The organism is Rothia sp. HC945 (assembly GCF_051370785.1).
In the GTDB taxonomy this organism is placed as follows: Bacteria; Actinomycetota; Actinomycetes; order Actinomycetales; family Micrococcaceae; genus Rothia.
On the sequence record NZ_JBFCSN010000002.1, the window covers coordinates 184,112 to 206,291 of the forward strand.

Below are 22,180 nucleotides of genomic sequence, written 5' to 3' on the forward strand. Positions count from 1 at the left end.
TGCATGTTCCCCACCATCACATGATCAGTACCGGCGGAACGGGCCCATATCCCGTGACACCGGTCGAGTTTCCTAGCCGACGCCGCCGAACAGGCTCGTGACCGAGCCGTCCTCGAAGACCTCCTTGATGGCGCGCGCGATCATCGGCGCGATCGAGAGCACCGTGAGGTTTTCGAACTGGCGCTCCTCCGGCACGGGGAGCGTATTGGTCACCACGACTTCGTTGGCGCCCGAGTTCTCGAGACGTTCGCAGGCGGGGCCGGAAAAGACGGGGTGCGTCGCTGCGATGATGACGTCCTTGGCCCCGGCGTCCTGCAGGACCTTCACGGCGCCCGAGATGGTTCCGCCGGTGTCGATCATGTCATCGATCAGCACGCACGAGCGGCCCTCGATGTCTCCGACGACCGTCTTGGACATGGCCTGGTTCGGCACCGAAATATCCCGTGTCTTGTGCACGAAGGCCAGTGGCGCCCCACCCAGCATCTCCGACCATTGCTCGGCCACACGAACACGGCCGGTATCCGGGGAGACCACGGTGACGTTGTTGAGGTCCACACGCGTCTTGACGTATCCGACCAGCAGCGGGATCGCCATGAGGTGATCGACCGGGCCGTCGAAGAAGCCCTGGATCTGGGCCGTGTGCAGGTCCACGCTCATGATGCGGTCCGCGCCTGCGGTTTTGTAGAGGTCGGCGATCAGGCGGGCCGAAATCGGCTCGCGACCCTTGTGCTTCTTGTCCTGGCGAGCGTACGGATAGAACGGAGCGATGACCGTGATCCTGCGGGCCGAAGCCCTCTTGAGAGCATCGATCATGATGATCTGCTCCATGAGCCACTGGTTGATCGGTGCCGGATGGGACTGCATCACGAAGCAGTCCGCGCCCCGCACGGAATCCTCGAACCTGACGTAGGTCTCACCATTGGCGAAGTCATAGGCCGACGCGGGAAGAAGGTCGCATCCGAGCTCGTCGGCCACGGACTCCGCAAGATCGGGGTGCGCCCTTCCCGTCACCAGGACGAGCTTCTTTTCTCCTGGGTTCGTCATGGTCTGGGTCATGGGCTCTAGCCTTCCTCGCTGCTGTTCGCATCGGTGTCGCGCGCTTTCCGCGCGGCTTCCGCCGCCGGTGTGCCTGCACGCTTCTTTTCGACCCAGCCCTCGACATTGCGCTGGGGAGCTTCGTTGACGACCAGGGCGCCCGGCGGGACGTCCTTGCGGATCACCGTTCCGGCACCCGAGTATGCACCGTCACCCACATGGAGAGGGGCCACGTACATGTTGTCGGATCCCATGCGGACGTTGGACCCGATGACGCTGCGGTGCTTGTTGACGCCGTCGTAGTTGACGAACACCGAAGCCGCACCGATGTTCGAGTTCTCGCCGATCTCGACGTCACCGGCGTAGGTCAGGTGCGGAATCTTGGAGCCGTCACCGATGTCGGCGTTCTTGGTCTCGCAGAACGTGCCGATCTTGCCCTCTTCTCCGAGGACTGTCCCCGGCCGGAGGTACGCGAAGGGACCGACATTCGCCCGTGCACCGATCCGTGCGCCCGAGCCGTGTGTCCGGACCACGCTGGCGTCCTCGCCGATCACGACGTCGGTCAGAGTGGTGTCCGGGCCCACGGTGGCCCCCGTTTCGATGACGGTCTGCCCGTGCAATTGCGTCCCGGGAAGGATCGTGACGTCATTGGAGATTTGCACGGTGGTATCAATCCAGGTGGTTGCGGGGTCCACGATCGTGACGCCGTTGCGCATGTGCTTCTCGGTGATGCGTTGGTTGAGGACGCGCCCCAGTTCCGAGAGCTGCACGCGGTCGTTCGCTCCTTCGACCTCCCAACGATCCTCGACCGTCAGGGCGGAGGTGCGGCGTCCGTTGACGCGGGCGATGGAGAGGACATCGGTCAGGTACTTCTCGGCCTGAGCGTTCTCCGTGGTGACCGCCTTGAGGGACTCCCGGAGCGCGGCGGCATCGAAAGCGTAGATCCCCGAGTTGACCTCGGTGATGGCCAATTCTTCCGGGGTCGCGTCCTTCGCCTCGACGATCGCGGTCACTTCGCCGCCCTCGTTGCGCAGGATGCGGCCGTAGCCACCTGGTTCCTCCAGGTTCGCGGTCAGGACCGTCACGGCATTGCCCTGTTCGCGGTGGTACGTGGTCAAATCGCCGATAGTCGACGAGGTCAGGAGGGGGACGTCGCCGTAGGTCACGACGACGGTGCCCTCGATCTCGCCCTGGCCCAAGCCGTCCAGGGCATCGACGGCGACCTCGACCGCCCGGCCCGTCCCGGGGATTTCGTCCTGGTCCACCACGAGCACGTTCTCGTCGAATCCGGTCACGTGTTCAACGACACGGTCCCTTTGGTGCCGGACGACCACGGCGAGGTGGTCCGGCTGGAGTTCACGGGCGGTGGCGATCGCGTGTTCGACCATGGACCTGCCGCCGATCGAGTGCATCACCTTGGGCAACGAGGACTTCATACGAGTGCCGGCACCGGCGGCCAGAACGATGACCGCTGAGGGCGCTTCCTGAATACCAGAGGTCAAGAGAAGTGGACTCCTTGTTGTGGAGGCTGCCGGCGCGGATGCGCCAACTCGTTCCGCCTCTAGGATTCGAACCTAGACAAACGGCTCCAAAGGCCGCTGTGCTGCCATTACACCAAGGCGGATTGTTCCCTGGGGCGCGGCCCCTCGAACGGTTTTCTATCGTATCAAAGCATGCGCGCGGTTCTTCGCGCGAGTCAGGGAGCACGTAGGCTTAACACCGTGGCACATCTACTTGGAGGCGAAGCGCTTCACATCGAATTTCCCACCCGGACCGTATTCGAGGGAGTCACGGTCGGCGTGTCCGAAGGCGACCGCATCGGCGTCGTCGGAAAGAACGGAGACGGCAAATCCACTCTCCTGTCCCTGCTGGCCCAACGCATCCAGCCGGACTCCGGCCGAGTCACGGTGCGGTCCGGCGTCCGCATCGGCTACCTGGATCAGTCCGACGTCCTCAATGATGACCACTCGGTCGGTTACGCCCTCGTCGGCGACACCCCCGAATACGAGTGGGCCTCCAACTCCAGGATCCGCGACATCATCTCCGGTCTCGTACAGGACCTCGACTGGGATGCACCCGTCAATTCCTTGTCCGGCGGACAACGCCGCCGCGTGGCACTCGCGGAACTGCTCGTGGGCGACTGGGACGTCCTGATGCTGGACGAGCCCACGAACCACCTGGACGTCGGCGCCATCACCTGGCTCGCGGGCCACCTGAAGAACAGGTGGCCGAAGTCTCAGGGTGGATTGCTGACCGTGACGCACGATCGGTGGTTCCTCGACGAGATCTGCACCGAAACCTGGGAGGTGCATGACGGCGTCGTCGAGCCCTTCGAGGGCGGTTACGCCGCGTACATCCTGCAACGCGTCGAACGCGACCGCCAGGCCGCGGCCGCCGAGGCCAAGAGGCAGAACCTGATGCGCAAGGAGCTCGCCTGGCTCCGCCGCGGCGCACCGGCCCGCACCTCCAAGCCCAAGTTCCGCATCGATGCCGCGAACGAGCTCATCGACGACGTCCCGCCGGTCCGGGACACCGTGAAGCTCTCCCAGATGGCCGTGTCGCGTCTGGGCAAGGACGTGGTGGACATCGAGGACGTCTCGGTCTCCTACCCCCTCCCCTCCGGTGAGGAGAAGCCCGTGCTGGACCATGTCACGTGGCTCATCGCCCCGGGCGAGCGTACGGGGATCCTCGGGGTCAACGGTGCCGGCAAGTCGACTCTGCTGGGGCTCGTGACGGGCGACGTCGCACCCTCATCGGGTCGGGTGAAGCACGGAAAGACCGTCCGGGTCGCCACTCTGACCCAGCAGCTGGACGAGCTGAAGGAAATCCAGAACGACAGGGTCTCGGACGTGATCGGGCGCAAGCGCACGAGCTACGTCGCGGATGGCAAGGAAATGACGCCGGGGCAGTTGCTCGAACGGTTGGGGTTCACGAATGCCCAGCTCTCGACGCCCGTTCGCGATCTGTCCGGCGGCCAGAAGCGTCGGTTGCAACTCCTGCTGATCCTGCTTGACGAGCCGAACGTGCTGATCCTGGACGAGCCGTCCAATGACTTGGACACCGATATGCTCGCCGCGATGGAGGACCTCCTGGACACCTGGCCGGGAACGCTCCTGGTCGTCTCCCACGACCGATACCTCATGGAGCGCGTGACCGATCAACAGTTCGCTGTCATGGACGGTTCGTTCCGACACATGCCGGGCGGCATCGACCAGTACTTGCGGGAGCAGGAGCAGGCCGAGTCCAGACACCGTGAGAAGCCCACACCGGTTGCCTCTTCCTCCGCCACGACCGCGCCCGCCCGGTCCGGTGCCGAGATCCGGGAGGCACAGAAGGAGATGAAGGCCATCGACCGGAAGCTGGCGCGCCTCAGCGAGTCGAAGAAGGAACTCCACGAACAAATGGCCGCACACGACCAGTCGGATTACGAAGGACTCGCCGACTTCGGGCGGCGCGCCCAGGAGATCCAGGACGAGGTCGACGAGCTGGAGATGCGCTGGCTCGAGCTATCCGACATCGTCGGCTGATCTGAAGGCCGGTCCTCTGCCTCGAACAGAGAATCATATCGAGGGGGATTCCGCGGCCTGGGCGATCCGGATGAATTCCTCGATGCCCAGCTTTTCCCCTCGCAGTCCGGGGTCGATGCCGGCGGCCTCCAGAATCTCGCCCGAACGCTCCGAAGATCCGGCCCAGCCCGCGAGCGCGGCCCGAAGCGTCTTGCGACGCTGGGCGAAGGCGGCGTCGATCGCGGCGAAGAGGACGGTCCGGTCGACGTCGGCCAGGGGCTCCGCACGGCGGGTGAACGAGACGAGGCCGGAACGGATCTTGGGGGCGGGCCAGAAGACGTTCGTCCCGATGATTCCCGCTTTTCGCACGCTGGCGTACCACGCGGCCTTGACCGAGGGAACACCGTAGATCTTGGAACCCGGTTGAGCAGCGAGCCGGTCAGCAACTTCGTCCTGGACCATCACGAGTCCGTGCCGTATCGACGGAAATCGATCGAGCAGGTTCAGCAGCACCGGCACGGCAACGTTGTACGGAAGATTCGCCACGACAGCGTCCGGGACCATGGGCAGCTCTCGGACCTTCAGCGCATCGGCGAGGACGACGTCGAGCCGGTTCGCGCTCTCGGGGCGGTAGCGGGCGACCGTGTCCGGCAACTGCGCGGCCAACGGCGGATCGATTTCGACGGCGACCACGCGTTCGGCAACGTCGAGGATGCCCAGAGTCAGCGAACCGAGCCCGGGGCCGACCTCGAGCACGGTCTCCTCCGGACCGATCTCGGCGGTCGCGATGATCCTTCGGATCGTGTTCGGGTCGATCACGAAGTTCTGGCCGAGAGTCTTGGTCGGGCGGATACCGGCCCGGTCCGCGAGGTCGCGGATCTCGGAGGCACCCAGGAGAGCTGTTTCGTTCACCCGAAGGATTCTACAGGTGCCCCGTCGCGGGTCATCGGTTCCCGGGCTTCGCCGTCGGGAGCTCAGCGGTCCCTGCCAAAGCCGGGAATGCCCCAGGATCCGTAGACGTCCAGGGAATTCTCGCGAATGCGGTCGCACAGGGCGGCCAGATCGTCTCCCCGACGCTCGGCCATGTACCTCACCGTGTAATTGGTCATGTAGGAAGCATTCGGTCGGCCCCTGTATGGGTGTGGGGTCAGGAAAGGAGCATCCGTCTCGGCCAGGACGAGTTCCGGCCGGGCCATCTCCAAGGATTCCTGGATCCCGCGCGAGTTCTTGAACGTCACGGTTCCGGAGAAGGACATGTACCACCCGTTCCGGTTGCAGATCTCGGCGAGGTCCGGGCCTCCGGAATAGCAATGGAAAACGGTCCGGTCCGGGGCTCCTTCCTCTCGAAGGATCGCGACGACGTCATCGTGCGCATCCCGGTCGTGGATCTGCAGGGCCAGGCCCAGCTTCTTGGCGAGCCGGATGTGGAGCCTGAAGCTCTCCCGCTGGGCGTCGCGTCCGTCCTCGTCGGTACGGAAATAGTCCAACCCGGATTCGCCGATGGCGCGGACTCTGGTCGATCCCGCCATGTCCTCCAACGTGCCCAGGGCGTCGCCGAGCCTGCCCTGGGCCGCCAACCCGGGAGCCTCGTTCGGGTGGATCGCGACTGCAGCGAGCACACGGGGGTCGCTCTCCGCGGCCGTGACCGCGTATGCCGAGGATTTCAGGTCGCAACCGACCTGCACGATGGCACCGATACCCGCCGCCGCCCCGGTGTCCAGGGCGTCCAGCGCGGAGATCTCGACCTCGCCGTCGAGCAGATCCATATGGGTGTGATCGTCCACGACCGGGGAAGGCAGGGGCTCTGGGGCCGGAGGAAAAATCAGGTTTCGGGAGCGACCGTCGTCCCCCGAGGCGCTCCGACGTCGCGTGCCTTCCCCCGATGCCTCATCGGCGATACCCGTGTACCGTTCGGCCTCGTAGGCCGGTGGAGTCTCCCCCGGAACGAATTTGGGGCGTGCGCTCGGCTCCGGCCAGAGGGATCTGATCAGCTCCTTCGCGTCGGGCGCGAGATCGTGCCACGTGGGATTGGCATGCGTGCACATGGGTGGTGTTGCTCCTGGTGATTGAGGATGGGGAGGGGGCCTCAGGCGTCGTCCTCGGCGCGGCGAGCCAGCACGGCCTCGTAGAGTTCTCGCTTGCTGACCTGGTGGGTGGCCGCGATCTGGTTCACGGCCTCCTTGAGACGAACGCCGTCGGCCACGAGCTGTTCTGCCTCGTCGGTCAACGATTCGGCGCTCTCGGCCTCGGGTTCCGGGGCACCCTCGACGACCACAGCGATCTCGCCTCGCACCTGGTGGTGGTCGGCCCACATGAACAACTCGCCCAGGCTTCCACGGATGACTTCCTCATGCAGTTTGGTCAGTTCTCGGGCGACGACGCCGCGGCGCTCGTCCCCGAAGCTCTCGACCAGCGCGCCCAGCATGGGGGCGAGCCGATGCGGCGCCTCGTAGAAGACCATGGTTCGGCGTTCGCCGATCAGTTCGGCCAACCGAGCCCGGCGCTCGGACACCTTGCGGGGAACGAAACCTTCGAACGCAAAACGGTCCGAGGGCAGGCCCGAGACCGCGAGCGCGGAGAGGACGGCCGAAGGCCCAGGGGCACAGGAGACCGTCAGGCCTTCTTCGACGGCTCTTTCCACCACCCGAAATCCCGGGTCGGAGACGGTGGGCATCCCGGCATCCGACATGAGAAGAACCGTCTGCCCTGAACGGACGGCGTCGACGAGCTCCTCGGCACGACGCTGCTCGTTGTGGTCGTGGTTGGTGACGACTCGGCCGCGGACACTCACTCCCAACCCGCTCGTGAGCTTGCGGAGCTTGCGGGTGTCCTCCACAGCAATGACATCGGCACTGGTCAGGTACTCCTTGAGTCGCTCGCTGGCATCCTTGAGATTGCCGATGGGCGTGGCGGCCAGAACGAGGATCCCTGCGTCGGATGTGCTCGGGGACGTTTCGGAGACTTCCGGTTTCGTGTTCACCCGTCCAGACTAGCCAATACGCGGCCGCGGCGAGTGGCCGGCGCCTGCCGGGCCTCGTCGTGGAGTCCTCCTTTCCTGGGGTTGCTCCCGTACCATGGGTCGGGTGAGAAACACCGATTCAGTGACCACGGACCCCGGATCCACCGCTTCCGCGCACCGTCACGGCGACCGCGACCCGGTGTTCCCACGCGGTGCGTTCCGCCTCGATGCTCTTCTCGATCGGCTCCGGGTGGCTCCTGTCCATCTGCCCCGGTACTGGTGGGTTGCGCCCGCCGTCGTCCTGATCCTGGCCGCTCTTCTGCGGATCGTGGGCCTCGCACACCCGAATGCCATGGCCTTCGACGAGACCTATTACGCCAAGGACGGCTACTCGTTGCTGCATTTCGGCCACGAGCGCCAATGGCCCAGGGACGCAAATGCCTCGTTCCTCTCGGGCGACCCCGTCCGCCCCTCGGCGATGGCCGAGTATGCGGTGCATCCTCCCCTGGGCAAATGGATGATCGCCCTCGGAATGATGCTTTTCGGCGATGACAACCCCTTTGGGTGGAGGTTCGCGGCCGCACTCTTCGGAACGCTCTCCATTGGCCTACTCATGTGGGTCGCGTGGATGATGTTCCGGTCGATCACCCTGGCGAGTATCGCCGGGTTCCTGATGGCCATCGACGGGCTCCACATCGTCCAGTCCCGCCTGGCCCTGTTGGACATCTTCCTGATGTTCTGGCTTGTCCTGGCCTTCGCGTTCTTGGTGGCCGACCGCATATCGACCCGACGCAAGCTCGCGCATGCGGTCAGTCGTGCCGGAGGCCATGGCCCTTCCGGTGCCCCCTCCTCACGGTTCCTTGCTTACGGCCCCTGGCTCGGGATCAGGTGGTGGCGCATCGCCGCCGGAGTCGCCTGCGGCGCGGCCGTGGGAGTGAAATGGAACGCCCTGTTCTTCGTGGCCGTGTTCGGTATCCTGACGGTCCTGTGGGACGTGTCCGCACGACGCGTCGTCGGGATACGCGGATGGTTCACCGGCGCATTGCTCAAGGATTCGTGGCCCGCCGCCCTCTCGGTCCTGGGCATCGGACTCGTCACGTACCTGGTCACCTGGACGGGATGGTTCGTTTCCAACGACGCCTACGACCGGCACTGGGCCGAAGAACACCCGGGCGAGGGCGTGACCTGGTTGCCTCCTGCATTGCGCAGCCTGTGGGAATACCACGGGCAGGCCTACAGTTTCCACACGCATTTGGATTCGCCTCACACGTATATGTCCCCGGCGTGGCAGTGGCTCATCCTCGGGCGCCCGACGTCCTACTATTACGAGTCCTACGATTCCGGCCAAGCCGGCTGCGCTGCCTCGCGCTGCTCGGAGGCCATCCTGAACGTGGGCAACCCCCTGATCTGGTGGGCGGCCGCCGCCTCCATGCTCTTCGTTCTGATCTGGTGGATCATCAAGAAGGACTGGCGCATGGGTGCGATCTTCATGGTCTTCGCCGTCGGCTACCTTCCATGGTTCGCGTATCCGGATCGCACCACGTTCTACTTCTATGCCTTGTCATTCCTGCCCTGGATGATTCTGGGTCTGACAGCCGTCCTGGGTCTCGGCCTCGGCAGGCCCGGGGACACGGTGCGGCGACGCCGTCTCGGGCTGGTCGTGGTCGGGACGTTCCTCGTCGCGGCGCTGCTCATCACGAACTTCTTCTGGCCCATCTGGAGCGGGCAGATGATTCCGTACGAGCACTGGCGGTGGCGCATGTGGTTCGACGCCTGGATCTAGCGGGCACCCGGCTCGCACGGAGCGTCGGGCGGGCCGGCGGGCGCGGAGCGTCAGGCGGGCCGGCGGGCGCGGAGCGTCAGGCGGGCGGGCCGGCGGGCGCGGAGCGTCGGGCATCTCGCCTCGAAGTGGCAATTTTGTGCATCCTGCGCCGCGCGGAACCCCGTGGGGAGCCCAGGTCCTTCGTGTCCGCGCATCGGCGAGCCGGCCGAAGAAGGTGGTGAGTCAGCGGCTCAAGCGGTCGCGGATCTCCTGCCGGTCGTGGACGGACTTGAGCGCGCGCTGGCGCCGGTAGGCCGTGGGCCACGTGCTGATGAGCAGCACGGCACTGACCACGACGCCGAAGATCGCGATCCCCACGGCGGCGTCGACCCAGAACTGCTCGGGGAACAATCGGATGAGACTGTCCGACTCCCGGAATGCCCAGTTGCCTCCGGAGAAGAAGACCTCGTGGAAGCCCGTGAACAAGGCTTGCCAGCCCAACGCCCCGAAGATTCCGAGAACCACGAGCACGGCCAGTGTCAACCAGGCGCCCCAGAAAATGCTCTTGCGGATCGCCCCTGGGGCACGGCGCCTGAGGCCCTTCATTCCCACCAGGGCAACGAGGCAGAACAGGACGACGCCGACCATGGCCCACAACATCACGTGCTTGACGTCCGTCATGTGCGAGACCTCAGCCGGGGTGAAGATTGACTGACCGTCCGACGTCGTCAGGTCGCCGAGGTAACGGCTCGGCGCCGCATTGAGAACGTATTCCAGCCCGTAGGACCCGTAGGTCATCCGGTCGTCGGTCGAGAACCCGAAGGAGTCCTTCGGAAATCCCGGCCGATGGTACTCGAACCACAGGAAGGCCGGGGTCGCGATCGCACGGACGCCGAGCATGAGGGTAGCCAACGGAACCGCGATGGTCATCAGAGCTCGGCGCAATCCGAGGGCGCGGGGCTTGTCCTCGATCGCCGCGTCGCGGGCAGTCCTGGTCCGGGGTTCCGTTCCCCGTTGAGTCTGAGCCCGACCCTGCCGTGTCGTATCGTCATGACCTCCGGGCTCCAAGGGCCCGTTGCCACGGTGGTCTTCGCTCCCGGTAGACCCAGCGCTCCTCCGAACCGCCGCGGCCCCCTGCTGTTCAGAGGGCCGTTGCTGTTCAGGGGCCACCTGCTTTTCGGAGGACCGCCGTGCCTCGGGAGCATCCGTCGCAGCCTCCTGGGAGACCGCGGGAAGAAGATTGTCCCAGTCCTGTTCGGGAGACTCCGCCCACGGTGTGTCTTCTCCCTGGGGCCGGGACGTGGAGGACATGCTTCTCCTTACTCGATATGCGGCGGTCGGCAGACTTCACACGCTCGGAACCCTGGTCCTCACGCGCCCTGGCTGCCGGGGGTCACCAGTTTCCGTGCCAGCTGGTATCCGTGTAGTGCTCCCACGGGATGTTCCAGTCCCCGTACCCGTTGTCGGGGTTGGCCTGGCCATAGTCGGTGTTCTGGGTCTCGACAATGTCTCCGACCTCGAAGGTGTCGAAGAAGAATTCGGCATCGTCGGGCAGCAGACCGATACAGCCGTGGGAAATATTGGCGACACCGACCACATTGTAGGCCGAAGGCTCCGCCTGGTGAACGAATGCGCCGCTATTCGTCAGGCGACTGGTATTGGTCGCTTCGAAGGGCTCGTACCAATGCTCGTCGCCCTTCTTGAGTCCCAGGGTCTTCGCATCGAACTTGTATTTCTTGGCCTGCTCGAGGATGACCAGCTTGCCGGTCACGGACGGCCAGTCCTTGCTGCCCAAGGTCACCGGCGCTTCTCGCACCATGTTGTCGTTGACATACATCTTCATACTCTTCGTGTTGTTGTCCACGAAGGCATAGTGCTTCTCGCCGATCTTGAAGGTCACCTTATAATTCTGGTTGCCGATCTGGCCGTTGCCGAGATCCTTCCCCAGAATGTTCGCCTCAATGGTCACCTCGGAATTGGGCGCCCAGAGGTCCTGCGGGCGATACCGGACCATGGTGTCCGAGTACCAGCGGAAAAGACCGGGTGCGGCCCCGCCCCCGGTGACCGTGATGGACTTCTCGATATCGCCCTTGTTGGTCACGGGCTCCGAGAAATCGAATTGGATGACCTGTCCGGTGCCGTAGGTCTTCCCTTCCTGGACGTTGAGCTTGGCGTCGGCCTCATTGGCGGCCACGACGGTCGCGAAACAACTCTGCGACTCGTGCTCGCCCTTGTCTCCGGTGACCTTGTACTTGATCGTGTAGTTCGTATCGAACTCGAGATCGCCGTCCGAGGTCCAGGTCTTGCCGTCCTCCGACACGTGACCCTTGACGTCTTCCTTGCCGCCAGTGATCTCGACCTCGGACATCCTGCCCTCGGCGGTCGTGACACTCACCGGCACGACGGGATTGACCTCCTTGGCATTGGCCTCCGGGGTGACCGTGACCTGCGGGGTGAAGGTCTTGGACGGTGACGCACTCGCCGAGGAATCCTTGGACGCCTGATCGTTTCCGGAGCAGGCGCTCAGTACCGCTGCGCTGAAGACACCCAGGGCGCCTCCTGCGAGTGCTCGGCGCCGTGTAAGACCGAAGGACGCCCCATCGCTGTGGGCGGTTCTGTCCTGTGTGGTCCGGCCGGAGCCAGACCTGTGGTTCTTTGGAGTAGGTTCGGTCACTCTTACAATATTCCTTCCGACGTGCGGCGCGAGCGGTCTACCGCGTCCCCCGACGCGGCCCTCAATTTGCTATTAAGAGCGCGGGCCAAGACCGCGCAAGAAGTGAAGATTTGTCACATTGTCCGGCACCGGGGCGGCATTGTCCATTCCGACCGGAGACGTCTCGGTGATGCCCTCTCCCTCGGACATGACCGGGCTTCCTTCGCCGTCGACTCGGACAATGTCCCAGCCGCGGGGAGCCGTCAATTTGGACGCGTGAAAAGTGCACATGTCGTACGCGTGCGGTTCCACCCTGGTGGCCAGAGGGCCAATGACCACGGTGGATTGCGAATACGCATACGTCAAGGTACATGAGGCTTCGCGACGGCACATCATGCGCGAGCACATACGAATTTTCTCAGTCATGGGATCCCAAAAATACTCTCACCGGCTGTGAGGGCGGTGTGAGCCGCTCAGCTTGCTCTCTTGCGAAGACGACGGCGTTCCCTTTCGGACAGCCCGCCCCAGATTCCGAAACGCTCGTCCTTGGCCAGGGCGTAGTCAAGGCATGCCTCGCTGACCGGGCACTCGGAGCACACGCGCTTGGCATCGCGGGTCGAGCCTCCCTTCTCAGGGAAAAACGCTTCGGGATCGGTCTGAGCGCAGAGAGCATCTGCCTGCCACGCGAGCTCGCCCTCTTCATCGTCCGTTCCGTACTGGCCGGCCGCGGCCTGCCACATCTTCAGGATGTCGGGGTCGGAAGAGAAGAGGTCCACACGGCCCTCATCGGACTCGCGCGGGGAGGAATGCGCCGCTTCCCTGCGTTCTGCCGCCTCGAGGAATGCCGTGGCCTGATCATCCAAAGACGACGAGGCACCTTGACCTCGTCCGGCAGAATCGGCAGGATCTACGTACCAGTCGGACGGAACGGAAGAACTGATGCCCTTCTCGTCGGAAGCGGGTGATGTGCCTCGGCGCCGCAGTGCTTCGCCCATGCTCGTCCTTCCTTGCGCTTCCTGCCGCGCGATACTCGTGAGAATTCCACTCATAATTACAACGGTGTAAGCCCGTGACGTCAAGCTCGAATGCAGTTCAAAAGTCAAGGACCAACGTTGTTGTCCAGCTCACGGCGGCATGTCGTGGTCTCGGGGCGTCGTCGTTAGACTCGGCGTCATGACACGTACCGTTGCGTCCCAGAATTTCGCAAATCTCGAAACCTTCAGCCGCCTCCTGGCCTCTTCCCCCAGGCCCGCCCTGATCTGGTACGGAACAGATGGAGAACGGGTCGAACTGTCTGGGAAGGTCACGGAGAACTGGATCGCCAAGTCCGCGAACCTCTTCGTGGACGAACTCGACGCCACCCATGGCGATTCCATCCGGCTGGCCGCGACCCAACACTGGCGGAGCATCGTGGCCGCTCTGGGCGCATTGCGCGCGGGCTGTGTCATCGATTCCGAGATCGACCGGCCCACCTTCTGGTTGGGGTTCGAGATCGACGAGCGCGCCGATCAGGCCGAGGTGGCCGTGGTCATGGACCGCGCGGCTCTGGCCACCCGATACGGTCGCGGCACCGGTGATTGGCCCGACGATGCCATCGACTACTGCGCAGAGATCAGATCATTCGGCGATCTTTTCGACCCGATCGACACCGTCCCCGGATCCCATGAGATCGGGATGGCGACGACGGACGGTCAGACCACTGCCGTCACCCTGAGCCAGTGGATGGAGGAAGTCGCCGCGTGGTGCGATCGCGCGAGCGGACTCGGCGAGGAAACGGACGGCGTCGTCGTGATCCCGTCCGCCGAACCTCTCGGCCTGGACGTCCTGGCCAGGTCCTGCGGCATCATGGCAGCGGGCAAGGCCGTGATTCTGGTGGATCGCCAGGTGGCGAAGAGCGCGGAAAGCTTGTCGAGCATCTCGGTCGACGAACGAGCGGTCTCGACGGTCTGACGGCGCAATGGTCTGACGGCGCGATGGCCTGACGGCGGGATGTGCTGGCAACGCAATGGCCTGGCGGAGCCACGGGCTGACTACTCGAAGGACCGTGCGGCGTCGGTCATCGGTCCCCGAGGCCTCTCCCCCGCAGCGGGGATGTGGAGCGTCGTGAATTATTCCTCAGGCGATGCGTCCGAGGGGCCTCTGCTCTTCGAGCGACGCACCACCTCGTCCGCGTCGAGGGTCCCTGTGACAATTTCCGTGGCTTCCGTGACGAATCTGCCGACCTGTTCCTCGCGGGTCATGTGGTCCCGGTCCTGGTCGATATCCTCGCGCTGCTGCCCGCCATAGACCCAGTACCGGTAGGCGAAGTACCTGACGATCGTTCCGAGCACCGTGCCGACAATCGTCCCCGAGACGAAGGAGGCTTCCTTGGACGTCAGTCCGAGGACATAGAAGGTGAACATGACACAGCCGGACTCGACGCCGATCCCGATCAGATTGACGACCGCGAATTGGATGGCCTCGCGGAATTTGTTTTCCTGGCGCTTGTGACGGAACGTCCAGAGACGGTTCACGATCCACGAGAACAGGGTGGCGACGACGCCTGCAATGAACTTGGCCTTGGCGTGCCCCTCGTCCTGGAACCAAGTGTTCATCAGAAGCAGGGTCACGGTCGCGTTGACGACGAACGCGAGCGCACCGACGATCCCGAACTTCAGAACCTCTTTGAGGAATAGGTCCCAGAGCCCACGGACTTTCTCAGCAACGGTCGACACTCATTACTCCACGGATTCGGGGTCAGGGGAAGGCGCCGCGTCATTCGCACGGCGCACGGGAACAAAGTGGCGCCGTCCGCGAAGACATCGCATCACGGATGCGGCGCGTGTGGCCCAGTCTGCGAGTCTACCCGTGTGCTGCCCGATTCGAATGCACAAATGGCGGTAAAACTGTCACTCGTCGGGTGATCACCGGGTACGCTGAAGGGGTGAAATCTCCCAGTAGAGCTCCTGTTGTCGGTGTAGTTGGCGGTGGGCAACTGGCCCGCATGATGGCCCCTGAGGCCAGCGAACTCGGAATAAATCTGCGAGTTCTCGCAGAATCTCCTGAGGTGTGCGCGGCGCAGGTCGTCCCGGACTCCCCCGTGGGCGAGTACACAGACCTCGAGACGCTACGCGGCTTCGCGCGGGAGTCCGACGTCCTGACCTTCGATCACGAACACGTGCCGACCCAACACCTCCGTGCGCTCATGGCCGACGGCGTGGCCGTGAACCCCCAACCGGAAGCCCTCGTCCACGCGCAGGACAAGATCGAAATGCGACGCGCCGTCGATCGCCTCGGACTGCCCAATCCCTTGTGGGAGGCCGTGACGAGCCCCGAAGAGCTTCGCGCCTTCGGCCAACGGGCCGGGTGGCCCGTGGTCCTCAAGACTCCCCGCGGTGGATACGACGGCAAAGGAGTCATGCTCGTGGACGAGCAGTCCACGGATTCCGCCGAGGTCCTCCAATGGTTCGAGAAGGCCGTCGAGGCCGGATGGACCGGCGGCGCGCTTCTGGCCGAGGAGAAAGTTGAATTCTCCCGCGAACTGTCCGCCCTGGTCGCCCGGAGGCCGGAGGGCGAGTCCCGGGCCTGGGACGTTGCCGAGTCCATTCAGGTCGACTCGGTGTGCAACGAGGTCATCGTTCCGGCGCCGAACCTCGACCCGGACATCGCCGAGTCCGCCCGGCAGGCCGCTCTGACCATAGCCTCGGAGCTCGGCGTGACCGGCGTGATGGCCGCTGAGCTGTTCGAGACGCCGGGCCGCGGGCCGGGCTTCCTCATCAACGAGCTGGCCATGCGCCCCCACAATTCCGGCCACTGGACCCAAGACGGCTCCGTGACCAGCCAATTCGAGCAACATCTCCGAGCTGTCCTGGATCTGCCCCTCGGCTCCACGGACCGCGTTGCGGAGTCCACCGTGATGAAGAATGTCCTGGGAGGCGAGAACCAGAACCTGTACGGGGCCTTCCCCGAGGTGATGTCCGAATATCCCGAGGCCAAGGTGCACCTCTACGGCAAGTCCGTTCGCTCCGGCCGCAAGGTCGGTCACGTCAACGTGACCGGCCCGTCCGAGTCCATTGATCGCTTGCGCCGTGTAGCGAACGAGGCGGCCGCGGTCATCAGAGACCGTGGAGCCGCAAAGAACGCCTGAACCCGCAACGGGTCGATCAGCGTGAAGGAGAAACAATGAATGAGTCCCTGGATAGCCCTCTCGTCGGTCTGGTCATGGGGTCCGATTCCGATTGGCCGACGCTGGAGCCGGCCGCAGAGATCCTCGAAGACTTCGGCGTGTCGTACGAGGCCGACGTCGTCTCGGCGCACCGGATGCCTGAGGACATGATTCGGTACGGCAAGACCGCGGAAGAGCGCGGCATCCGTGTCCTCATCGCCGGGGCCGGGGGCGCGGCCCATTTGCCGGGCATGTTGGCTTCAGTGACGTCCTTGCCCGTGGTCGGGGTCCCTGTCCAGCTCAAGACCCTCGATGGCATGGATTCTCTGCTCTCGATCGTACAAATGCCTGCCGGCGTCCCGGTCGCGACCGTGTCCATCAATGGCGCGAAGAATGCTGGTCTTCTCGCCGTGCGCATTCTCGGCGCCGGGGACACCAAGGAGGCGGAAGAACTCCGCGGGCAATTGGCCGAATACGCTGAAGGACTCAGGCAGACGGCGAAGGACAAGGGCGTCGCCCTCGCGCAGAAGGTACGGTCCCGGAAACAAGACAACGACGGGCCGGATGGCCACGCCGCATCGGACCGCACGCCCGAGGCCGTGGAAGATTACGACGACGATCCTCCGGCCGGCTACGCTCCCTAACCTGAGCGCCTGCTCAGACTTCCCCCAACTCCTCCGGCAAAGCCACGTGTTTTCGCTGGTCAGACTGTAAGATCGGGTCGATCATGACTACTCCCCCAAGCAACCACGACCCCTCGGACGACATCGAGGCAGCCCGCGGACTTGACGAACGGGCCGGCGGCTCGCGCATGACGGATCCTTTGCGCAACCCCCGGTCCGGTGGATCGGTCACGCGCACCAAAAGGGCCTGGCTGCTGCTGATTCTGACCACCGTGATTCCAGGTTCCGCTCAGCTCGTCGCGGGAAACCGGAAGGTCGGACGCGTGGCCCTGACGGTCACCCTGTGCGTGTGGGCTCTGATCATTCTTCTGGTGCTCACCTGGCTGGTCCATCGGGCCTGGGTCATCGAGCTTGTCACCGGCCGATTCATTTCATTGGTCCTGATGATCGTGCTCATCGCCCTCGCGATCTTCTGGGCGTTGCTCTTCTTCGACACGCTACGACTGATCAGACCGGTCCTTCTCGCCAAGGGAATGCGCCCGGCCGTGATCATCGGTTTCGTGGTGCTCCTGTTCTTGACGGCCGGCGGCGTCGGCTACTCGGCCTACCTCGTCAATGTCGGACGCGGAGCCGTCAGCGGTATCTTCGCTCAGGGGCCCAAGATGAAACCCGTCGACGGGCGGTACAACTTCCTTCTGATGGGTGGCGACGCAGGCGACGATCGCGTCGGTCGCCGCCCCGACTCCATGACGGTCTTCAGCGTGGACGCGAAGACTGGTCAGGCCGTCACGATTTCCCTGCCCCGCAATATGCAGAACGCCCAGTTCGCCAAGGACTCGCCCCTGTGGGACGTCTACCCGGACGGTTACAACTGCGGCGACGAGTGCATCCTGAACGCGTTGTACCCCGATGTCGCCAATGACCACAAGGACCTGTACCCGGACTCGAAGGACGCCGGGGCCGAGGCCATGAAGGATGCCGCGGAAGGGATCACTGGCCTGCCGATCCAGTCGTATGTCCTGGTGGACATGGACGGATTCTCCAAGCTGATCGACGCCATGGGTGGGATCGATATCAACGTGGGCGGTCGCGTTCCGATCGGTGGTGGCCACGACGAGATGACGGGCGAACAGAATCCGATCGACGGCTACATCGAACCGGGCAAACAGCACCTGGACGGGTTCCACGCGCTCTGGTACGGACGGTCCCGTGAGGGTGCCTCGGATTACGACCGTGAGGCCCGCCAGAGGTGTGTCCAGTCCGCGATGCTCAAGCAGCTTGATCCACAAACGGTCCTCACCCGGTTCCAGGACATCTCGGATGCCGGTCAGAAGATCATCGAAACCGATATCCCCGAGAACCAGTTGTCGAGCTTCGTCGATCTGGGGCTCAAGGCGAAGGATCACGACCTCATCCAGTACGGCATGGCCCCGCCGTACTTCCCTGAGGACTTCCCGACCTACCCCGATTACGATGAGTTCCGCTCCTCGGTCGACAAGGTCATCCATGACTCCAAGGACGGCAAGACCCCGGACACCCAGGCCGCGGACGGGGCCGGTGGCGGAAAGACACCCGTCGCCTCGGTCAACCCGCTCGTGATGGCCCAGGTTCTTGGCCTGAGCGGCCAGTCCCAGGCCACCGGCGACACGGGCACTTCCGGCTCCTTGGACGTCCAGCAGGCCGCCGACCTGACCGAGAACGGCACCTGCTCCGTTCCCTGACTCTTAAGATAGGAAGAATGAGCACAATTCTGCAGTCCGACGCGTGGGCAACGTTCCAGCGCGATCTCGGCCACGAGGTCTTCCAAAAGAACGGCCAGGGGTACTCCTACCTCGCCACCCTGGAGGGAGGCCGCACAGGGCGGTACCTGTACTGCCCGTACGGACCGATCGCCGATTCCCCCGAAGGTTTCACGCGCGCCCTCGAGGACCTCCGCGACTTGGCCGCGAGCAAGAAGTGCCTGTTCGTCCGTCTCGAACCCACCCGGGACGAGATGTTCCCGGAGGGCGCGGACCAGGCCGAGGACCTCAAGGAGAGAGGCCTGCATTTCGCGCCCCGCCAGATCCAGCCCAGCCACACGTGGATGGTCGACCTGACCCAGGACGAGGACGCGATCCTCAAGGGGATGAAGTCGACGAACAGGAATTTGCACCGGAACATCCACAAGAAGGGTGTCAGCTTCGAGGAGTCCCACGATCCGGCGGACGTATCGGTGTTGCTGGAATACCTGAACAAGACGGCAGAGCGGGTCGGCTTCAATCGTCAGAAGGACGACTACCTGACTCAGGCGGCCCGCTCTCTCATGCCCCTGGGCGCGGCCTCCCTCTACCTTGCCCGGGTCGACGGCGAAGCGATCGGCGCCGCCCTGGTGTACGACTCGAAGGACACCAGGACCTACGCGCACGCCTCCATGTCCTTCGAACATCGCCGGCTCAGCGCCAACAATCCTCTCGTGTCCACGATGATGCTGGACGCCAAGGCCAAGGGGTTGAAGAGATTCGACATGTTCGGGATCGCTCCCGAAGGCGAACCGAATCACCCGTGGGCAGGTTTCACCGGGTTCAAGAAGTCCTTCGGCGGGTACCCGGTCACGCTCCCCGGAACTTGGGATCTCCCCGTCCGCGCCCTCCCCTACAAGGCCTATCGATGGGCCTATTCGGCTCGGGACACCGGTCTGCCCGCGATCAAGAACTCCGTCTCGGCCACGGTGAAGCGGCTGCGGTCCGTCGTCAAACGGTAGGTTACGGGTCTATGCCGCCAGGTTGCCGGACTCGTCCCCTCCCCCGGCGACGGCGGGCGGGTTGAGGATACAGAAACGGCCCGGCGGGCCAGGGGTTCTCCCTGGCCCGCCGGGCCGCCAATGACCGGGTGGCAAGGTCTACCGCTGGTACTTGTCCCATTTCTCGGCAATGTGCTCGGCTTCGACCATGCGCACGGTGCCGGACTTCGACCTCATGACGATCGACTGCGTGTTGATGCGGTTCCCGGAGTAACGGACACCCCGCAAGAGGTCGCCGTCTGTCACGCCCGTCGCCGCGAAGAAGCAGTTGTTGCTGGTGACCAGCTCGTTGGTGGTCATGACCGTGTCAAGATTGTGGCCCGCGTCGATGGCTTTCTGCTTCTCTTCGTCGTCCTTGGGCGCCAGACGCCCCTGGATGATGCCCCCGGTCGCCTTGATCGCGCAGGCGGCCACAATTCCCTCCGGCGTACCGCCCGTTCCGAGCATGACGTCCACGCCGGTGTTCTCCCGGCAGGCCGCGATGGCACCGGCGACGTCGCCGTCCAGAATCATTCGGGTCCGTGCGCCGGTGGCCCGGACTTCCTCGACGAGCTGCGCGTGCCTCGGGCGGTCGAGGATGCAGACGGTCAGCTGGTTGATCCGCTTGCCTTTGGCCTTGGCGACCAAGTGCAGGTTCTGCTTGACCGGCAGGCGCAGGTCCACGAGATCCGCGGCGTCGGGACCCGTCACGAGTTTTTCCATGTAGAAAACGGCCGAGGGATCGAACATCGACCCACCGTCCGCGACCGCGATCACGGACAGGGCGTTGTTCATGCCCAGGGCCGTCAGACGAGTTCCGTCCACGGGGTCCACGGCGACGTCGAGCGCGGGGCCGTCCCCATCACCGAGCTGTTCGCCGTTGAACAGCATGGGGGCCTCGTCCTTCTCGCCCTCGCCGATGACGACGGTTCCGTTGAAGTGGACGGTCGAAAGCATGTTGCGCATCGCGTCCACGGCCGCGCCGTCGGCCGAGTTCTTGTCACCTGCCCCGACCCAGTTGCCTCCCGCAATGGCCGCGGCCTCAGTGACCCGGACCAGCTCGAGCGCTAGGTTGCGGTCAGCCTGGTTGTTCTGTTCGTTCGCTTCCGACACAGAGATCCTCGCCTTCGAAGTTGTCGTGCTCAGCGCACCGTCCTGCGGAGCGCCTCGCGGTGTCCGTGGACAATTCTGCCCGACACGGGTGCTCACCCCAGCTTACTTGTTCGATAGTCCGCCGACACAAGAACGACTGTGCAGAACCGTGGAAGATCCCGCGAGTTCGTTGGGTCAGCTTTGAGCACGATCCCGCCTGCGGCAGAATGGCCAGGTGAGCGAATCCAACCACGAGAACCACGAAGACACGTCAGACCGGCAGACGTCCACGGGGTCCACGGCCGCCGGTGACGACCTGCCCGTGACGCCTCAACTCACCGAGTCACAGGTCAAACGGCTCAACACGCCGGTCAGGGCCATGGTTTTCTCGATGATCGCTCTCCTGCTCATTCTGCTTCCCTTCCTGTGGCTCGTACCCAGGCCGGACAACGACACGTACCGTCCCGACGTCGACCTCACCAAGACGGCCCGGGAAGCCAGCGAGACGGCCGGTTACCCCGTGGTCGCTCCCCGCCTGGATGACGACTGGCACGCGAATTTCGCTCGATGGAATTCGGGGTCCACGGACGGTGTCCCGTTCTGGGAGGCCGGGTTCGTGACCCCGTCACAGGGCTTCATCACTGTGACCCAGACCAATAAGGAAAACCCGACCTGGGTTTCGCAGAAGACGGATGCGGCGCCTCCCACGGGTGAGACCGATATCGACGGCATCACCTGGAGCACCCGCGTCAAGCAGGACAAGAAGGATGGCGACGGAACCACCGCCTACGTGGGTGAGGTCAATGGAACCACGCTCATCCTGTCGGGCGACGCGGAAAAGGACGAATTCGCGAAGCTCGCCCATGAGTCCGTGGCATCCCTCCAGGACGACGGTGCGGCCTCACCGACCGAGAGCCCGTCCCAGAGTGACGGCTGACCCGGGCTAATATGGTCCAAGGCGTAGGTCCGACACGGATCCCCCGCACCCACACCACGAAAGGCCGCGCGAAACATGTCCGACAGCCAGGCTCGTATCAGTCCGCAGGAAGCATGGAAGCGCCTTGCCGATGGCAACGCACGGTTCGTCGAGGGCAGGCCCAATCACCCGAACCAGGACGCCACGCGACGCGAGTCCCTGGCCGAGGGGCAGAACCCCTTCGCGGTGATTTTCGGATGCTCCGATTCCCGGCTGGCCGCCGAGATCATCTTCGACCTCGGTCTCGGGGACACCTTCGTGGTCCGCACCGCTGGCCAGGTTCTCAGCAGCGCATCCTTGGGTTCGCTGGAATACAGCGTCGCGGAACTGGATGTGCCCCTCATGGTCGTACTCGGACACGACTCGTGCGGTGCGGTGACCGCCGCGAACCAGTCCTACGACTCGGGCGACATGCCGCCTGGATTCGTCCGCAATCTCGTCGAGGAGATCATGCCGGCCGTCATCGAAACCCGCCGTTCGACAGGCGACGACGCCTCGCTCAACGACATGGTTCGTACGAACACCCGCCAGGTCGCCGAGCGCATGATCGACCAGTCGAAGGTCATCTCGGCCGCCGTCGAGGAGAACCGCACGGCCGTCGTCGGCATGTTCTACAACCTGCGCGATGGCAAGGCCGAGCTCGTCTTCTCCTCACACGATTTGGATTCGTAG

At 64.3% G+C, this 22,180-nt stretch carries 20 protein-coding genes and 1 tRNA gene; 9 read left to right on the plus strand and 12 right to left on the minus strand.

Annotated features, from left to right (window positions below; genetic code table 11):
• Positions 1-72 precede the first annotated feature (72 nt).
• The 3 genes from AB0Y14_RS09380 to AB0Y14_RS09390 all read right to left on the minus strand — a co-directional run bounded on the left by AB0Y14_RS09380 (position 73) and on the right by AB0Y14_RS09390 (position 2,659).
• Complete coding sequence (locus AB0Y14_RS09380) at positions 73-1,056, minus strand: ribose-phosphate diphosphokinase (RefSeq protein WP_436588997.1); 984 nt, start codon at positions 1,054-1,056, stop codon at positions 73-75.
• 5 nt (positions 1,057-1,061) lie between these two features.
• Positions 1,062-2,537, minus strand: coding sequence for a bifunctional UDP-N-acetylglucosamine diphosphorylase/glucosamine-1-phosphate N-acetyltransferase GlmU (glmU, locus tag AB0Y14_RS09385; protein ID WP_436588998.1), 1,476 nt, complete (start codon positions 2,535-2,537; stop codon positions 1,062-1,064).
• Between the two features lie 51 nt (positions 2,538-2,588).
• A tRNA-Gln gene (locus AB0Y14_RS09390) sits at positions 2,589-2,659 on the minus strand.
• A 97-nt stretch (positions 2,660-2,756) separates the two neighbouring features.
• On the opposite strand from AB0Y14_RS09390, the gene AB0Y14_RS09395 reads away from it, so the two are divergent.
• Complete coding sequence (locus tag AB0Y14_RS09395) at positions 2,757-4,562, plus strand: ABC-F family ATP-binding cassette domain-containing protein (RefSeq protein ID WP_436588999.1); 1,806 nt, start codon at positions 2,757-2,759, stop codon at positions 4,560-4,562.
• Positions 4,563-4,595: 33 nt separating this feature from the next.
• Here the strand turns inward: AB0Y14_RS09395 and rsmA are convergent, their stop codons facing one another.
• The 3 genes from rsmA to rsmI all read right to left on the minus strand — a co-directional run bounded on the left by rsmA (position 4,596) and on the right by rsmI (position 7,521).
• Positions 4,596-5,453 carry a 16S rRNA (adenine(1518)-N(6)/adenine(1519)-N(6))-dimethyltransferase RsmA gene (rsmA, locus tag AB0Y14_RS09400; RefSeq protein ID WP_436589000.1) on the minus strand — a complete coding sequence of 286 codons (858 nt, stop codon included), beginning with the start codon at positions 5,451-5,453 and terminating at the stop codon, positions 4,596-4,598.
• Positions 5,454-5,515: 62 nt separating this feature from the next.
• A complete protein-coding gene (locus AB0Y14_RS09405) occupies positions 5,516-6,586 on the minus strand; it encodes a TatD family hydrolase (RefSeq protein WP_436589001.1) in 1,071 nt (356 codons plus the stop codon).
• A 41-nt stretch (positions 6,587-6,627) separates the two neighbouring features.
• Entirely contained in the window at positions 6,628-7,521 is an 894-nt protein-coding gene (gene rsmI / locus AB0Y14_RS09410; protein ID WP_436589002.1) for a 16S rRNA (cytidine(1402)-2'-O)-methyltransferase, read from the minus strand.
• A gap of 94 nt (positions 7,522-7,615) precedes the next feature.
• On the opposite strand from rsmI, the gene AB0Y14_RS09415 reads away from it, so the two are divergent.
• Entirely contained in the window at positions 7,616-9,283 is a 1,668-nt protein-coding gene (locus AB0Y14_RS09415; RefSeq protein ID WP_436589003.1) for a dolichyl-phosphate-mannose--protein mannosyltransferase, read from the plus strand.
• A gap of 222 nt (positions 9,284-9,505) precedes the next feature.
• Here the strand turns inward: AB0Y14_RS09415 and AB0Y14_RS09420 are convergent, their stop codons facing one another.
• The 4 genes from AB0Y14_RS09420 to AB0Y14_RS09435 form a co-directional block, all read right to left on the minus strand.
• Positions 9,506-10,573 (minus strand): TIGR01906 family membrane protein, encoded by a 1,068-nt coding sequence (locus tag AB0Y14_RS09420; protein WP_436589004.1) that lies wholly within the window; start codon positions 10,571-10,573, stop codon positions 9,506-9,508.
• 82 nt (positions 10,574-10,655) lie between these two features.
• Positions 10,656-11,936 (minus strand): Ig-like domain-containing protein, encoded by a 1,281-nt coding sequence (locus AB0Y14_RS09425; RefSeq protein ID WP_436589005.1) that lies wholly within the window; start codon positions 11,934-11,936, stop codon positions 10,656-10,658.
• Positions 11,937-12,008: 72 nt separating this feature from the next.
• Positions 12,009-12,341: a DUF3499 family protein gene (locus AB0Y14_RS09430; RefSeq protein WP_436589006.1), complete on the minus strand. Its 333-nt coding sequence runs from the start codon at positions 12,339-12,341 to the stop codon at positions 12,009-12,011.
• Positions 12,342-12,388: 47 nt separating this feature from the next.
• Positions 12,389-12,910 (minus strand): WhiB family transcriptional regulator, encoded by a 522-nt coding sequence (locus AB0Y14_RS09435; RefSeq protein ID WP_436589007.1) that lies wholly within the window; start codon positions 12,908-12,910, stop codon positions 12,389-12,391.
• A 178-nt stretch (positions 12,911-13,088) separates the two neighbouring features.
• Here AB0Y14_RS09435 and AB0Y14_RS09440 point away from each other — a divergent pair, with 178 nt between their 5' ends.
• Positions 13,089-13,865 carry a TIGR03089 family protein gene (locus AB0Y14_RS09440; protein ID WP_436589008.1) on the plus strand — a complete coding sequence of 259 codons (777 nt, stop codon included), beginning with the start codon at positions 13,089-13,091 and terminating at the stop codon, positions 13,863-13,865.
• A 158-nt stretch (positions 13,866-14,023) separates the two neighbouring features.
• Here the strand turns inward: AB0Y14_RS09440 and AB0Y14_RS09445 are convergent, their stop codons facing one another.
• Entirely contained in the window at positions 14,024-14,629 is a 606-nt protein-coding gene (locus AB0Y14_RS09445; protein ID WP_436589009.1) for a GtrA family protein, read from the minus strand.
• 269 nt (positions 14,630-14,898) lie between these two features.
• Between AB0Y14_RS09445 and AB0Y14_RS09450 the strand changes: the two genes are divergently transcribed.
• The 4 genes from AB0Y14_RS09450 to AB0Y14_RS09465 all read left to right on the plus strand — a co-directional run bounded on the left by AB0Y14_RS09450 (position 14,899) and on the right by AB0Y14_RS09465 (position 19,422).
• A complete protein-coding gene (locus AB0Y14_RS09450; RefSeq protein WP_436589010.1) occupies positions 14,899-16,041 on the plus strand; it encodes a 5-(carboxyamino)imidazole ribonucleotide synthase in 1,143 nt (380 codons plus the stop codon).
• A gap of 35 nt (positions 16,042-16,076) precedes the next feature.
• On the plus strand, positions 16,077-16,703 hold the full coding sequence (purE, locus tag AB0Y14_RS09455) for a 5-(carboxyamino)imidazole ribonucleotide mutase (RefSeq protein ID WP_436589011.1): 627 nt from the start codon (positions 16,077-16,079) through the stop codon (positions 16,701-16,703).
• A gap of 83 nt (positions 16,704-16,786) precedes the next feature.
• Entirely contained in the window at positions 16,787-18,403 is a 1,617-nt protein-coding gene (locus AB0Y14_RS09460) for an LCP family glycopolymer transferase (protein WP_436589012.1), read from the plus strand.
• Positions 18,404-18,420: 17 nt separating this feature from the next.
• Complete coding sequence (locus AB0Y14_RS09465; protein WP_436589013.1) at positions 18,421-19,422, plus strand: lipid II:glycine glycyltransferase FemX; 1,002 nt, start codon at positions 18,421-18,423, stop codon at positions 19,420-19,422.
• A gap of 138 nt (positions 19,423-19,560) precedes the next feature.
• On the opposite strand, the gene glpX is transcribed toward AB0Y14_RS09465, so the two are convergent.
• Entirely contained in the window at positions 19,561-20,559 is a 999-nt protein-coding gene (gene glpX / locus AB0Y14_RS09470) for a class II fructose-bisphosphatase (protein WP_436589123.1), read from the minus strand.
• 208 nt (positions 20,560-20,767) lie between these two features.
• Between glpX and AB0Y14_RS09475 the strand changes: the two genes are divergently transcribed.
• Together AB0Y14_RS09475 and AB0Y14_RS09480 are read left to right on the plus strand one after the other, a co-directional pair.
• Entirely contained in the window at positions 20,768-21,469 is a 702-nt protein-coding gene (locus tag AB0Y14_RS09475) for a DUF4245 domain-containing protein (protein ID WP_436589014.1), read from the plus strand.
• A 75-nt stretch (positions 21,470-21,544) separates the two neighbouring features.
• Positions 21,545-22,180, plus strand: coding sequence for a carbonic anhydrase (locus AB0Y14_RS09480; protein WP_436589015.1), 636 nt, complete (start codon positions 21,545-21,547; stop codon positions 22,178-22,180).

Bases quoted from the DNA above. Each gene is read 5' to 3' on its own strand.
- AB0Y14_RS09430 (WP_436589006.1), bottom strand. From the start codon at position 12,341: ATGACTGAGAAAATTCGTATGTGCTCGCGCATGATGTGCCGTCGCGAA.
- AB0Y14_RS09415 (WP_436589003.1), top strand. From the start codon at position 7,616: ATGGGTCGGGTGAGAAACACCGATTCAGTGACCACGGACCCCGGATCC.
- AB0Y14_RS09480 (WP_436589015.1), top strand. From the start codon at position 21,545: ATGTCCGACAGCCAGGCTCGTATCAGTCCGCAGGAAGCATGGAAGCGC.
- AB0Y14_RS09465 (WP_436589013.1), top strand. From the start codon at position 18,421: ATGAGCACAATTCTGCAGTCCGACGCGTGGGCAACGTTCCAGCGCGAT.
- AB0Y14_RS09380 (WP_436588997.1), bottom strand. From the start codon at position 1,056: ATGACCCAGACCATGACGAACCCAGGAGAAAAGAAGCTCGTCCTGGTG.
- AB0Y14_RS09450 (WP_436589010.1), top strand. From the start codon at position 14,899: ATGATGGCCCCTGAGGCCAGCGAACTCGGAATAAATCTGCGAGTTCTC.
- AB0Y14_RS09460 (WP_436589012.1), top strand. From the start codon at position 16,787: ATGACTACTCCCCCAAGCAACCACGACCCCTCGGACGACATCGAGGCA.
- AB0Y14_RS09405 (WP_436589001.1), bottom strand. From the start codon at position 6,586: ATGTGCACGCATGCCAATCCCACGTGGCACGATCTCGCGCCCGACGCG.
- AB0Y14_RS09420 (WP_436589004.1), bottom strand. From the start codon at position 10,573: ATGTCCTCCACGTCCCGGCCCCAGGGAGAAGACACACCGTGGGCGGAG.
- purE (WP_436589011.1), top strand. From the start codon at position 16,077: ATGAATGAGTCCCTGGATAGCCCTCTCGTCGGTCTGGTCATGGGGTCC.
- AB0Y14_RS09435 (WP_436589007.1), bottom strand. From the start codon at position 12,910: ATGGGCGAAGCACTGCGGCGCCGAGGCACATCACCCGCTTCCGACGAG.
- AB0Y14_RS09440 (WP_436589008.1), top strand. From the start codon at position 13,089: ATGACACGTACCGTTGCGTCCCAGAATTTCGCAAATCTCGAAACCTTC.